This is a genomic window from Oceanobacillus manasiensis, assembly GCF_000724085.1.
Taxonomy (GTDB): domain Bacteria; phylum Bacillota; class Bacilli; order Bacillales; family Amphibacillaceae; genus Oceanobacillus_B; species Oceanobacillus_B manasiensis.
This window is the reverse complement of record NZ_CCDL010000006.1, coordinates 1-14,670: the sequence shown is the minus strand read 5'-3', so window position 1 is coordinate 14,670 and position 14,670 is coordinate 1. Positions and strand designations below refer to the sequence as shown.

General features: G+C 43.6%; 7 protein-coding genes, 4 rRNA genes and 1 pseudogene. 2 read left to right on the top strand and 10 right to left on the bottom strand.

Annotated elements, in window-relative coordinates; all coding sequences use genetic code 11:
* Window positions 1-57: 57 nt before the first annotated feature.
* The 9 genes from radA to BN985_RS18345 form a co-directional block, all read right to left on the bottom strand.
* A complete protein-coding gene (gene radA / locus BN985_RS18385; RefSeq protein ID WP_042225441.1) occupies window positions 58-1,431 on the bottom strand; it encodes a DNA repair protein RadA in 1,374 nt (457 codons plus the stop codon).
* 276 nt (window positions 1,432-1,707) lie between these two features.
* Window positions 1,708-4,134, bottom strand: a complete 2,427-nt coding sequence (gene clpC / locus BN985_RS18380) for an ATP-dependent protease ATP-binding subunit ClpC (RefSeq protein WP_042225439.1) — start codon at window positions 4,132-4,134, stop codon at window positions 1,708-1,710.
* 16 nt (window positions 4,135-4,150) lie between these two features.
* Window positions 4,151-5,215, bottom strand: a complete 1,065-nt coding sequence (locus tag BN985_RS18375; RefSeq protein WP_042225438.1) for a protein arginine kinase — start codon at window positions 5,213-5,215, stop codon at window positions 4,151-4,153.
* Complete coding sequence (locus tag BN985_RS18370; protein ID WP_042225437.1) at window positions 5,212-5,760, bottom strand: UvrB/UvrC motif-containing protein; 549 nt, start codon at window positions 5,758-5,760, stop codon at window positions 5,212-5,214. The genes BN985_RS18375 and BN985_RS18370 overlap by 4 nt, the downstream gene beginning before the upstream one ends.
* A gap of 12 nt (window positions 5,761-5,772) precedes the next feature.
* On the bottom strand, window positions 5,773-6,240 hold the full coding sequence (locus BN985_RS18365; RefSeq protein WP_042225436.1) for a CtsR family transcriptional regulator: 468 nt from the start codon (window positions 6,238-6,240) through the stop codon (window positions 5,773-5,775).
* Window positions 6,241-6,453: 213 nt separating this feature from the next.
* Entirely contained in the window at window positions 6,454-7,128 is a 675-nt protein-coding gene (locus tag BN985_RS18360; protein WP_176463540.1) for an MgtC/SapB family protein, read from the bottom strand.
* A 174-nt stretch (window positions 7,129-7,302) separates the two neighbouring features.
* Window positions 7,303-7,418: ribosomal RNA gene (gene rrf, locus BN985_RS18355) — 5S ribosomal RNA — on the bottom strand.
* Window positions 7,419-7,530: 112 nt separating this feature from the next.
* A 23S ribosomal RNA gene (locus BN985_RS18350) occupies window positions 7,531-10,450 on the bottom strand.
* A 215-nt stretch (window positions 10,451-10,665) separates the two neighbouring features.
* A 16S ribosomal RNA gene (locus tag BN985_RS18345) occupies window positions 10,666-12,229 on the bottom strand.
* Together the 16S, 23S and 5S rRNA genes form the textbook arrangement of a ribosomal RNA operon.
* 1,754 nt (window positions 12,230-13,983) lie before the next feature.
* On the opposite strand from BN985_RS18345, the pseudogene BN985_RS19645 reads away from it, so the two are divergent.
* Both BN985_RS19645 and BN985_RS19640 read left to right on the top strand, forming a co-directional pair.
* A pseudogene (locus tag BN985_RS19645) lies at window positions 13,984-14,109 on the top strand (hypothetical protein); the annotation flags it as partial.
* 53 nt (window positions 14,110-14,162) lie between these two features.
* Window positions 14,163-14,294, top strand: a complete 132-nt coding sequence (locus BN985_RS19640) for a transposase (protein ID WP_141231450.1) — start codon at window positions 14,163-14,165, stop codon at window positions 14,292-14,294.
* 216 nt (window positions 14,295-14,510) lie between these two features.
* Here BN985_RS19640 and rrf (BN985_RS18340) read toward each other — a convergent pair.
* Window positions 14,511-14,626, bottom strand: a 5S ribosomal RNA gene (gene rrf, locus BN985_RS18340).
* Window positions 14,627-14,670 lie beyond the last annotated feature (44 nt).

The following is a 14,670-nucleotide window of genomic DNA, read 5'->3' as shown; positions in this document are numbered from 1 at the left end:
TAATTTAAATCAATAGAGTTAGACATACTATTTGCCTACCTAACTACATTGGATGTGCTATTGATCTAGCCCAACTTTTAACGCTTCATGCACAGAATCAACACCGATTACTTCAATATTTTTCGGTGCCGTCCAGCCATCCAGATTTTTCTTCGGACAAATAACTCGCTTAAAGCCAAGCTTTGCTGCTTCCTGTACGCGTTGCTCTATTCGAGACACTCTTCTAATCTCTCCTGTTAGACCAACTTCTCCAACAAAGATATCTTCGCCTTTTGTAGGCTGATCTCGGAAGCTGGAAGCTATACTTACCGCAATTGCTAAGTCGATTGCTGGCTCATCAAGCTTAACTCCACCAGCTACCTTTATATAAGCATCCTGATTTTGCAACATAAGGCCAACTCGCTTTTCCAATACAGCCATCAAAAGTGGCACACGATTATTATCAACGCCTGTTGCCATTCTCCGAGGGTTACCAAAACTTGAAGGAGAAATTAGTGCTTGAATTTCTACTAGAACAGGTCTTGTTCCTTCCATAGATGCGACTACTGTCGAGCCTGCCGCTCCTTGCGATCTCTCTTCCAGAAAGATTTCAGAGGGGTTCATTACTTCACGAAGACCTTGTTCCTTCATCTCAAAAATACCCATTTCATTTGTGCTACCAAACCGGTTTTTCACCCCACGTAAAATACGATATGTGTGATGCCGTTCACCTTCGAAGTATAAAACTGCATCTACCATATGCTCTAAAAGGCGGGGGCCGGCAATGGATCCTTCCTTCGTAACATGGCCTACAATAAAGATCGGGATGCCGTTTGATTTTGCTAGTTTCATTAATTCGCTTGTAGATTCCCTCACCTGGGAGACACTGCCTGGGGCACTTGAGATCTCCTCACGAAAAATGGTTTGGATAGAATCTACTACCACAAATGACGGCTTTATTTCTTCTATTTGTTTTGCTATATCAAATAAGTTCGTCTCAGATAATACATATAACAGGTCTGATGTGACTCCCAGACGGTCTGCACGTAGCTTTGTCTGGCGTGTCGACTCCTCTCCTGAGATGTAGAGCACAGTTAGTTGCTTATCTGCAAGCTGAGACGCAATTTGCAATAGTAAGGTTGATTTCCCAATACCTGGATCACCACCAATAAGCACAAGGGATCCTGGTACAATACCTCCGCCCAACACACGATTAAATTCTTTCATGGACGTTGTGACTCTCGGTTCTTTTTGTGATTCAATAACTGTTATCTTTTCTGGCTTACCTGACGTTTTCGCCCCTATATTGAATGTATGCTTTCCTGATGAACCAGATGCTTCCACTTCTTCCACGAGTGTATTCCAATTGTTGCATCCAGGGCACTTCCCCATCCACCTAGCAGACTCATAGCCACAATCTTGACATACAAATTTTGTTTTTCGTTTCGCCATTTCTTTATTCCCTTCTTTGTTTCTATTATATACGTTTTGTTTCGTTATAAAGTTACAGGTTCCTATCAATTCAATTAAAAATTTCCTTATTCATGCCACAATTATCTATTTGAGCGGTTTGGAGCTTCTATCTATCTCCTTTGGTAGTTAAAATACAACTCAAAAAATGACCTTTTAAAAAAGCTAGAAGATACATACTGATCTTCTAGCTTTTCGTAAGGCCATTCTAATATAGCAACTTAACTTTTGCTATACCATTAATAACTAGTGTTAAATTTACGGCAAAATAATATATTCACCTTTGTTATTTAGACCAATTTTAATTTTTTTCCCTTTCTCTATGGTTCCCTTCAACAATTCCTCAGATAATAGATCTTCCACATTTTTTTGAATGGAACGTCTTAGTGGTCTTGCTCCATATTCAGGATCAAACCCTTCGGTCGCAATTTTTTCCACTGCCTTATCTGTAAGAGAGAAATCGATATCCTGCTCTTTTAGCCTGCTTTGCAGTTGGTTAACCATTAGGGTAACGATATCTTTCATATGTTTCTTCTCAAGAGAATGGAAGACAATCATTTCATCAATACGGTTTAAGAACTCAGGTCGGAAGGCTTTCTTCATTTCCTCTGTTACTTTTGCCTTCATATCTTTGTAGTCCTGTCCTGCCTCCCCAAGGGTAAAGCCAAGGTTCTTACTCCGCTTCAGCTCACTTGCTCCTACATTGGAAGTCATAATGAGTACAGTGTTACGGAAGTCTACTAAACGTCCTTTAGAATCAGTTAACCGACCATCTTCAAGCACTTGTAATAGAATGTTAAAGACTTCAGGATGTGCCTTTTCTACTTCATCAAGCAGGACAACAGAGTAAGGTTTTCTACGGACTTTTTCTGTTAGCTGTCCACCTTCATCATAGCCTACATAGCCTGGAGGAGACCCAACAAGTCGAGAGGTAGAGTGTTTCTCCATATACTCGGACATGTCAATGCGGATCATGGCGTCCTCATCAGCAAACATTGTTTCAGCTAGCGCACGGGCAAGCTCCGTTTTCCCTACACCTGTTGGCCCTAAGAAGATAAAGGAACCAATTGGTCGTTTTGGATCTTTTAACCCAGCACGCGCTCTGCGAATGGCCTTGGAGATGGCATTTACTGCTTCCCCTTGACCTATCACACGTTTGTGTAGCGTATCTTCCATATTAAGCAGGCGATCACTCTCGTCCTTCGTTAATTTGGAAACAGGTACCCCAGTCCAAATGGAAACAACACTTGCTATATCTTCAACCGTTACTTCAGAGTCAGTTTGCCCCTGTTTTTCTTTCCATTGATTTTTCGTTTCATCAAGCTCTTCACGTAAACGCTGCTCAGAATCTCGTAAGGAAGCAGCCTTTTCAAATTCCTGGCTTTGTACAGCAGCATCCTTTTCTTTGCGCACTTCCTCTAACTTTTGCTCAAGGTCTTTTAGATTTGGTGGAACAGTATAAGAACGCAAGCGTACTTTCGATCCAGCCTCATCGATTAAATCGATTGCTTTATCTGGTAAAAAGCGGTCGGTAATATAACGATCAGATAGATTTGCTGCTGCCTCAATCGCTTCATCCGTTATAGTTACCCTGTGATGCGCTTCATATCTGTCACGCAACCCACCTAAGATTTGTATCGTTTCATCTAATGTAGGTTCATCAACTTGAATTGGTTGGAAACGACGCTCTAGTGCTGCGTCTTTTTCGATGTATTTACGATACTCATCCATCGTTGTAGCACCAATACATTGCAACTCACCACGAGCTAAAGATGGTTTCAGGATATTGGATGCATCAATTGCTCCTTCTGCACCACCCGCACCAATTAACGTGTGCAACTCATCAATGAACAAAATAATATTGTTCGCCTGGCGAATCTCTTCCATTACCTTTTTAAGGCGATCTTCAAATTCACCGCGATACTTTGTTCCAGCAACCACTGTTCCCATATCTAGCGTCATAACGCGTTTATCGCGTAATGTCTCTGGAACTTCGTTATTTATAATTTGCTGTGCCAGACCTTCCGCAACAGCTGTTTTCCCTACACCAGGTTCCCCGATTAGTACAGGATTGTTTTTTGTACGACGGCTAAGTACTTGGATGACGCGTTCAATTTCTTTGCTACGACCGATAACAGGGTCAATATTGCCTTCCTTCGCACTTACCGTTAAATCTCTTGCCAGTGAATCTAATGTCGGTGTATTCGCATTAGACTGCTGTCCACGGCCTTGACGACCTGCCTGTGACTCATTGCTTCCAAGTAACTGAAGAACCTGTTGTCTTGCTTTATTGAGACTTACACCTAGATTATTCAGCACGCGTGCAGCCACACCTTCACCTTCACGAATTAGTCCGAGTAGGATGTGCTCTGTTCCCACATAAGAATGTCCTAGCTTTCTTGCCTCATCCTGTGACAATTCAACTACCTTTTTAGCGCGCGGTGTGTAATGAATAGATTGCATTGGCTGTTTGCCGACACCAATCAGCTTTTCTACTTCCTCTTGAATTTTTGCGACTTCTAATCCGAGTGACTGCAATGCTTTTGCAGCGATGCCTTCACCTTCACGAACCAGTCCTAGCAAAATATGCTCAGTTCCAATATTGTTGTGCCCAAGACGGACCGCTTCTTCTTGTGACAAGGCTAGCACTTTTTGTGCTCTTTCTGTAAATCGTCCAAACATCATATTGTATTCCTCCTAACTATTTTTCCAATTGCAGTCTTTCCCGGATCAATGAGGCTCGAAGCACATCCCGTTCATTGGCGGAGAGTGTACGCTTCGCATATTGCTGTAGGAATCCCGGTTGAGTTAAAATCATTAGTTCATTTAATATATTCCGTGAAACATTTTCAATGAATCCTAAATCAATACCAAGCCGTACATTTGAAAGGCAAACAGCTGCTTCTTTTGATTCAATTATTCTGCTATATTCCAACACACCATAGGAACGGAAGATACGATCCTCTAGGGATGTTCTTGATTGCTCCATAATGCGAGTACGTGCTTTTCTCTCATGGTCAATTAACTGCTTTACAACACTTTGTAAATCCTCGACAATGTCTTCCTCTGTCTTTCCAAGTGTAATTTGATTAGATATTTGAAAAATGCTACCTACCGCTTCACTACCTTCACCGTAGATTCCTCTAACTACTAAACCGAGCTGGTTAATTGCTGGAATCATACGGTTAATTTGCTTGGTCATTGCCAGAGCAGGCAGATGCATCATAACAGACGCACGCATACCAGTCCCAACATTGGTTGGACAGCTTGTTAAGTAACCTCTCGTTTCATCGAAAGCATAATTCACTTTTTCTTCAAGAAAATCATCAAATGTAAAAGCTTTCTGTAGTGCGTTTTCCAACTGAAAACCCGGAAAGTATAGCTGAATGCGAATATGGTCTTCTTCATTGACCATTAAGGACACCTGTTCATTTTCCGAGATGATAGCAGCAGCGGTCTCAGCATTCTCTGCAAGATGTGGACTAATTAAGTGCTTCTCTACAAGAACACGTTTCTCAACAGGCGATAAATCTCCTATCGCTACAAATGCGAAATCTTTGTACTCTTCAAATGATTGATGCTCATAATTGTCACGAAAGAAGTCACGTATCTCTTCCAATTTATCCTTATCTGCAATGATTGGATAGGATATATTCGCAAAGTTTCTAGCCAGACGTATACGACTACTTAATACGATATCACTGTCAGGTCCTTCCTCTCGCATCCAAGGACTAATTGCCTCATTCATAAAATTTTGTAGTGTCATGAAGGATCACCTTCTTCCGGGTCCTCTGGTTTATTTTCAAGTGCCTTTATCTTATCTCTAATCTCAGCTGCTTCTTCAAACGCTTCATCCTCGATTAATCTTCTTAATTTCATCTTATAATCTTCCAGCAATTTCTTCTTATGCAGGTCTCCCCCTTGGCGTTTGGGAATTTTACCTTGATGTTTTGTATTCCCTGCATGGACGCGACGGAAAATAGGGTCTAACCGTCCAGAAAAAGTGTCATAACATACAGCACAGCCGAACTTTCCAACCTGTTTGAATTCTGAAAAAGTCATTTCACATTTTGGGCACTGTAACTCTTGTACCTGCTTAAAAGTATTTTGCTGGGGACCTTTAATTGTAGATGTATCAAAATTCATTAAGCCTGAAAGTAAATTATGCAAAGAATACCCTTCTTCAGGATAGTTCATATATCCCTTTTCCTTTGCACAAACCTCACAAACGTGAACTTCACTTTTCTGTCCGTTAATGTATTGCGTAAAGTGTAGTGTAGCAGGACGCTCGTGGCATTCCTGGCATTCCATGAAAAAACCCCCTCACTTATTTAAATACTTCAAAGTGGACAGCATGGCCGTTAAGACCCTTGCGCGCACTTCGTCTCGTAAAGGAAGTTGAAATGCCAATGTATTTCTACCAATGGCACTTAGCATGATCTTCGCTTCACGTGCAGTAATAAGCTGTTCCTCAAGTAATCTATCGAGAACGTCAATTGCTGCCTGCTGCGTTACAGTAGGGTTAATCATGTCTATAATTTCATCAATAAGTTCGGAGTTGTCTTGATGAATCACACGCATGATCCGAATATAGCCTCCACCGCCTCGTTTACTCTCTACTATATACCCTTTTTCCACAGTAAAACGTGTTTTAATAACATAATTAATTTGTGAAGGCACACATTGAAATTGATCCGCAATTTCACTACGTTTTATTTCAATTGCATTTTTCCCTCGGTCTTGTAGAATTTGTTTTAAATAATTTTCTATGATGTCGGAAATATTACTCATACTATGCACCCCCTTTTACACAAAGGCTTTTGACTTTGACTATCTTTGACTATATTCTTATTATACGATAAATCACATGAGATGCAAATAATTGTCTTTCCTATTTATTTTAGACAAAAACAGCAATGGCAAAACCTCTCATTTTTCCTATCGTGTACAAAAAATCTCACAGCTCTGATAAGGCTGTAAGACTTTTCGTGAATATATTCGATTTTAAATTTCAGATATGTTCTTTATATGATCAATGCGAGAGAGCTCCTCGAAAAAATGAATTCTATTTAACTGATCATTTCTATCAATTTTTATGAAGATGTTCCGTATATCATGCTCTGCTTTAATAATTTCTACATTCTTAATGGACAAATTAAACTTTTCAAAAACGGATACCACATCATTCACTTTTATCTCAGGTAGTGCAACAATTAGAATTAGATTGGAAGTACTCCCTTTTCTAAAGAGCTTCTCAAAGTTATTAAGAAAAATTAAACTTAACAAAATAACAATGGTGGTAAAAAATGCAGCAGCATACATGCCAGCACCAACGACTAGCCCAATACCTGCAACGGTCCAGATAGAGGCAGCTGTAGTTAATCCTCTAATTGTACCTCCATATACTATGATTGTACCGGCACCTAAAAACCCAATACCACTAATAACATATGACGGAATACGCGCTGGATCAAATTGTACATTCTCGTGTGTTTCCATAAACACATCAAACCCATATAAAGATAGGAGCATCATCAAACATGCTCCAACCCCTACTAGAATGTGTGTCCGAAAACCAGCTGAGTGATTTTTAATTTCTCTTTCAAATCCTATTAATCCCGATAACAGTAGTGCAAACAGTATACGGGTCATAATAAGGAAGAAATCTTCCCCAAGCATTCCTTCTATAAATGATTCCAGTCTTCACACCTCCCCCACAACGTCTTTCTCTCTATAATATATGATGATCTTTCACCAATTAGTAAAGAGATACTCACGTGTCACCACGAATATTAATAACAATATACAAAAAAATGCTAAGACACAATAACTGTGAACTTAGCATTTCAATTCGCCTGGCGGCGTCCTACTCTTGCAGGGGCAAAGCCCCAACTACCATCGGCGCTGGAGAACTTAACTTCTGTGTTCGGCATGAGAACAGGTGTGACCTCTCCGCTATTACTACCAGACCATCCTAAAAACAAGGACAAGATATATTATATGCATTTTTAAAAGAAAATGCAAGGGTTTTTTACTTATACCCTAAAAACTAAATAAGAGATAACAACGAATCAAAAAATGTTAGTTAAGTCCTCGATCTATTAGTATCCGTCAGCTCCACGTGTCACCACGCTTCCACCTCGGACCTATCAACCTCATCGTCTCTGAGGGATCTTACTCACTCGAAGTGATGGGAAGTCTCATCTTGAGGGGGGCTTCATGCTTAGATGCTTTCAGCACTTATCCCTGCCACACGTAGCTACCCAGCTATGCTCCTGGCGGAACAACTGGTACACCAGCGGTGTGTCCATCCCGGTCCTCTCGTACTAAGGACAGCTCCTCTCAAACTTCCAACGCCCACGACGGATAGGGACCGAACTGTCTCACGACGTTCTGAACCCAGCTCGCGTACCGCTTTAATGGGCGAACAGCCCAACCCTTGGGACCGACTACAGCCCCAGGATGCGATGAGCCGACATCGAGGTGCCAAACCTCCCCGTCGATGTGAACTCTTGGGGGAGATAAGCCTGTTATCCCCGGGGTAGCTTTTATCCGTTGAGCGATGGCCCTTCCATGCGGAACCACCGGATCACTAAGCCCGACTTTCGTCCCTGCTCGACTTGTAGGTCTCGCAGTCAAGCTCCCTTGTGCCTTTACACTCTACGAATGATTTCCAACCATTCTGAGGGAACCTTTGGGCGCCTCCGTTACCTTTTGGGAGGCGACCGCCCCAGTCAAACTGCCCGCCTGACACTGTCTCCGAACCGGATTACGGTCCTGGGTTAGAAGGTTCGTACAGCCAGGGTGGTATCCCACGGATGCCTCCACGTAAGCTAGCGCTCACGCTTCGAAGGCTCCCACCTATCCTGTACAAGCTGTACCAACATTCAATATCAGGCTACAGTAAAGCTCCACGGGGTCTTTCCGTCCTGTCGCGGGTAATGCGCATCTTCACGCATAGTATAATTTCACCGGGTCTCTCGTTGAGACAGTGCCCAAGTCGTTGCACCTTTCGTGCGGGTCGGAACTTACCCGACAAGGAATTTCGCTACCTTAGGACCGTTATAGTTACGGCCGCCGTTTACTGGGGCTTCGGTTCTACGCTTCGGCTTGCGCCTAACGCTTCCCCTTAACCTTCCAGCACCGGGCAGGTGTCAGCCCCTATACTTCGCCTTTCGGCTTCGCAGAGACCTGTGTTTTTGCTAAACAGTCGCTTGGGCCTATTCACTGCGGCTCCTCCTAAAAAGGAGCACCCCTTCTCCCGAAGTTACGGGGTCATTTTGCCGAGTTCCTTAACGAGAGTTCTCCCGCTCACCTTAGGATTCTCTCCTCGCCTACCTGTGTCGGTTTGCGGTACGGGCACCTTTGAACTCACTAGAGGCTTTTCTTGGCAGTGTGAAATCTGGAACTTCGGTACTTAATTTCCCTCCCCATCACAGCTTGAACTCAGTTGGACGGATTTGCCTATCCAACATTCTCACTGCTTGGGCGCACACATCCATCGGTGCGCATTCCATATCCTTCTGCGTCCCCCCATTGCTCAAACATTCAAGAGGTGGTACAGGAATATCTACCTGTTGTCCATCGCCTACGCCTTTCGGCCTCGGCTTAGGTCCCGACTAACCCTGAGAGGACGAGCCTTCCTCAGGAAACCTTAGGCATTCGGTGAAAGAGATTCTCACTCTTTTTTCGCTACTCATACCGGCATTCTCACTTCTACGCGCTCCACCAGTCCTCACGGTCTGACTTCACTGCCCGTAGAACGCTCTCCTACCATTGTTCGAAGAACAATCCGCAGCTTCGGTGATACGTTTAGCCCCGGTACATTTTCGGCGCAGAGTCACTCGACCAGTGAGCTATTACGCACTCTTTAAATGGTGGCTGCTTCTAAGCCAACATCCTGGTTGTCTGGGCAACTCCACATCCTTTTCCACTTAACGTATACTTTGGGACCTTAGCTGGCGGTCTGGGCTGTTTCCCTTTCGACTATGAACCTTATCACCCATAGTCTGACTCCCAAGTCTAAGTATCTGGCATTCGGAGTTTGACTGAATTCGGTAACCCGGTGAGGGCCCCTAGTCCAATCAGTGCTCTACCTCCAGTACTCGATGCTTGAGGCTAGCCCTAAAGCTATTTCGGAGAGAACCAGCTATCTCCGTGTTCGATTGGCATTTCACCCCTACCCACACCTCATCCCCGCATTTTTCAACATACGTGGGTTCGGGCCTCCAGTCAGTGTTACCTGACCTTCACCCTGGACATGGGTAGATCACACGGTTTCGGGTCTACGACCGCATACTCAAATCGCCCTATTCAGACTCGCTTTCGCTGCGGCTCCGTGTCTTCCACTTAACCTTGCATACGATCGTAACTCGCCGGTCCATTCTACAAAAGGTACGCCGTCACCCATTAACGGGCTTCGACTACTTGTAGGCACACGGTTTCAGGTTCTCTTTCACTCCCCTCCCGGGGTGCTTTTCACCTTTCCCTCACGGTACTGGTTCACTATCGGTCACTAGGGAGTATTTAGCCTTGGGAGATGGTCCTCCCGGATTCCGACGGAATTTCTCGTGTTCCGCCGTACTCAGGATACACTCCGGAGGAAATTCCTTTTCGATTACAGGGCTCTTACCCGCTATGGCTGATCGTTCCAGATCGATTCATCTAAAGAATTTCTTTGTAACTCCGTGTGGAGTGTCCTACAACCCCAGAAAGCAAGCTTTCTGGTTTGGGCTAATTCCGTTTCGCTCGCCGCTACTTGGGAAATCGCATTTGCTTTCTCTTCCTCCGGGTACTGAGATGTTTCAGTTCCCCGGGTCTGCCTCCAATACCCTATGTATTCAGGTAAAGGTACTGTTCCATTACGAACAGTGGGTTCCCCCATTCGGAAATTCCCGGATCAATGTCTACTTACGACTCCCCGAGACATATCGGTGTTAGTCCCGTCCTTCTTCGGCTCCTAGTGCCAAGGCATCCACCGTGCGCCCTTATTCACTTAACTAAGTTACAGTAAATAAGCGTGCTAATTTCTTAGCCTTGCTATATTCAAGCTGAACAAATTGTTGCAGCTTTAAAAAATGATGTCGTTGTTACTCTTATTTAGTTTTCAAGGTACAAATGAGAGAATTGCTCCCTCAAAACTGAACCAAACAACTAGTATATCCTTACCGGAAGATTCTCCGAAGAGAATCCTCGGCGTTCCGTTTCTATCCTTAGAAAGGAGGTGATCCAGCCGCACCTTCCGATACGGCTACCTTGTTACGACTTCACCCCAATCATTGGTCCCACCTTCGGCGGCTGGCTCCAAAAGGTTACCTCACCGACTTCGGGTGTTACCAACTCTCGTGGTGTGACGGGCGGTGTGTACAAGGCCCGGGAACGTATTCACCGCGGCATGCTGATCCGCGATTACTAGCGATTCCGGCTTCATGCAGGCGAGTTGCAGCCTGCAATCCGAACTGAGAATGGTTTTATGGGATTTGCTTGACCTCGCGGTTTTGCTTCCCTTTGTTCCATCCATTGTAGCACGTGTGTAGCCCAGGTCATAAGGGGCATGATGATTTGACGTCATCCCCACCTTCCTCCGGTTTGTCACCGGCAGTCACCTTAGAGTGCCCAACTTAATGCTGGCAACTAAGATCAAGGGTTGCGCTCGTTGCGGGACTTAACCCAACATCTCACGACACGAGCTGACGACAACCATGCACCACCTGTCACTCTGTCCCCGAAGGGAACTTCCTATCTCTAGGAATAGCAGAGGATGTCAAGACCTGGTAAGGTTCTTCGCGTTGCTTCGAATTAAACCACATGCTCCACCGCTTGTGCGGGCCCCCGTCAATTCTTTTGAGTTTCAGCCTTGCGGCCGTACTCCCCAGGCGGAGTGCTTAATGCGTTAACTTCAGCACTAAGGGGCGGAAACCCCCTAACACCTAGCACTCATCGTTTACGGCGTGGACTACCAGGGTATCTAATCCTGTTCGCTCCCCACGCTTTCGCTCCTCAGCGTCAGTTACAGACCAGAGAGTCGCCTTCGCCACTGGTGTTCCTCCACATCTCTACGCATTTCACCGCTACACGTGGAATTCCACTCTCCTCTTCTGTACTCAAGTCCTCCAGTTTCCAATGACCGTTCGCGGTTGAGCCGCGAGATTTCACATCAGACTTAAAGGACCGCCTGCGAGCGCTTTACGCCCAATAATTCCGGACAACGCTTGCCCCCTACGTATTACCGCGGCTGCTGGCACGTAGTTAGCCGGGGCTTTCTGGTTAGGTACCGTCAAGGCCGGGTCAGTTACTACCCGACTTGTTCTTCCCTAACAACAGAGTTTTACGATCCGAAAACCTTCATCACTCACGCGGCGTTGCTCCGTCAGACTTTCGTCCATTGCGGAAGATTCCCTACTGCTGCCTCCCGTAGGAGTCTGGGCCGTGTCTCAGTCCCAGTGTGGCCGATCACCCTCTCAGGTCGGCTACGCATCGTCGCCTTGGTGAGCCGTTACCTCACCAACTAGCTAATGCGCCGCGGGCCCATCTGTAAGTGGCAGCCGAAACCGCCTTTCAACTTTCCTTTATGCAAAGAAAAGTATTATCCGGTATTAGCCCCGGTTTCCCGGGGTTATCCCAGTCTTACAGGCAGGTTGCCCACGTGTTACTCACCCGTCCGCCGCTCATTCCACAAGCGTCACCCCCGAAGGGGATCTGCTTGCTTCCTGCGCTCGACTTGCATGTATTAGGCACGCCGCCAGCGTTCGTCCTGAGCCAAGATCAAACTCTCCAAAAAAGTTTGTATCATGTTGACACCAATCAACACGATCTGTCTTAGCTTTCGCAGAATACTGGCTTCTGCTTGTATTTCTTCGAAAAACAGAAAGTCTGTTTTTCCTTGACATACTAGTTGTTTTGTTCAGTTTTCAAAGAGCAATTTGTTTGCGTTGCTTTTTTTGAAGCAACTTTTATATCATACCATTTCCGCATCAATCTGTCAACAACTTTTTTTGTTTTTTTATTGTTTCAAGGAGTTGTCGATTGCTGTCGAATTTGGCGACTTGATTACTATAGCATTTTTCCAACCAAGGTGTCAACAGTTTCTAGAAAAAATTAAAAAGAAGTTTATAAAACCTACTAGATGATAGTAACCGTTTAGTGTTCAGTAAAGTGAAAAGAAGGTATGTATCAACTTATAGCTAAGCCTTTTTTAGTTGATGCAAAGTCAATCCATCTTTGGTGGAAGCTACGCTAATTCCCTGTTGTTAGTATCGTACCTTATTCGACTAGACGTACGAGAGATAAAGATTGATGTTATCTCCTGTGACAAAAGGTAAAGTAAAAAACCGTTTCCTTAGCTGCAACTATACGTTAAGTAGGATATATCAATTGCTTTCGCTTTCTACAATGACCCTAAATACCATGCCTTCATCTGACGGTTACTCAGTGGGTGTACATCTCGGAAACAATTAAAAAGTTGACGCAGTAATTAGCCTTTCTTCTGGAAGTTTAGTTCGCAACTATACCATAAAGGATTATGTAAAACATTAACTTTTTCTTTAGTTGTTAATTCTTCAGTTGCCTGAGAGGGAACATTTCCTTTAGATCTTTTGTGAATTAACATGTTCCTAAACCGATCTTCATATTATTACTATTGGAAATATACACTAAGGTATAGGAATCAAAACTTAGTGTGTTTGGAAATATAGGTCTCCAGCTGAGAACCCTTTAATATTACTTATAGTAGTATTATCTAGTTCAAGTTTCTATATTCCCCCCTAAAGTCTGTCCTAAAAATGGCTCCTGCTCCTCAGTTCATGATCGATTACCTGAGACTTTGTTTCTTATTTCTTTTCAGAGTTTGACCCACGTGCTGGTGATTTCCTTTCTACTACTTCTTAAACAATTTAATTAAGGTAAACATTATAGGTGTGTTCCCATATGAAATGCTAACTTTAATCCTTTAGCTATTGCTCCGTTATAACGAATGTCTTTAGATCCCATAAAGTGATACTTCAATCAGTGGGGTTTTCGTTCTTCCGCCACTGATTGATAGTTGAGCGAATCGGGGTTTTAGCGTCCGTTTTTTATCCCACTTAAACATCACGGTTTAGCTTTATGTTTTGGAGTGGGAGTCTTACGGACGGTTGCTCCGGGATAAATTATTCAGTTAAATTCCGAGTAACTCCTTAGCACTTCTTAAACCCCCTTACTACCTATTTCTTGCTAGCCGCCTTAACCGAGTATTTTTCGTGTGAGTGGATAATTTGTAGGTTACTTACTTAAGAATGGAGGTATTTTTATAAAAAAATCAAATAAGTAATTCTTTAGATTTAATCAGAAGTTCTCCTTAGATAGTTCATTGTGACCTCATTCAGTCGTGGACCAACCATTAGAGAAGCCCATTGTAGTAGATGAACATTTTCATTTTTGCCATATATTTGTTGGGAACTCAAATACGTTAGAAGAAAAGATCCAAAGCAATTAGCGCTTGGATCTTAAAAAGTGTAAGCGAATGAAGTATATGTTTAATAAAAAGAAGAAACGTTAACCGAGAAGCAACGCTGGTATCTGGAGCGTTATTTAAAAGTGTCGAACACCTTGCGGATTGCACACCAATTAAAAGAAGCATATAGGCTTTTGTTTGAAAGAAGCAAAGGCCATAAGTCCTTTTGATTTAAAGACAGTTAAAGAACGATTATACGAGATTTGCGATTTAGTGAAATCATCTGGAATTTAAGAAGGATGTGGAACCTTTTAAAGGCTGGCAGAAAGAGATTATGAATAACTTTGCCTTTAACCTACATAATGGCTATATTGAGTGGGTTAACAACCAGACGAAAGTGATAAAGATCTTTTAGTTATCGTCTATTCGATCGGTTCCGCTTGAGAGTACTATTACTTCAATTATAAAAATATTAGTGGGCGACTCGCAAAAGAAGGAAGGAGAGAGCGTTAGCTCAACCCAAGATTTGACTTAGATTCGTATTTCATTAGGTTATTTGGTTCATAACAAAATTCCAATCTAAACCACAAAAAAGGGTTATGCATATTAAATGCATAGCCCTTTTCAATTTGCCTGGCGGCGTCCTACTCTTGCAGGGGCAAAGCCCCAACTACCATCGGCGCTGGAGAACTTAACTTCTGTGTTCGGCATGAGAACAGGTGTGACCTCTCCGCTATTACTACCAGACCTACAGGTCCTTCATGAACCCTATTAGGTATACCTTATACCCT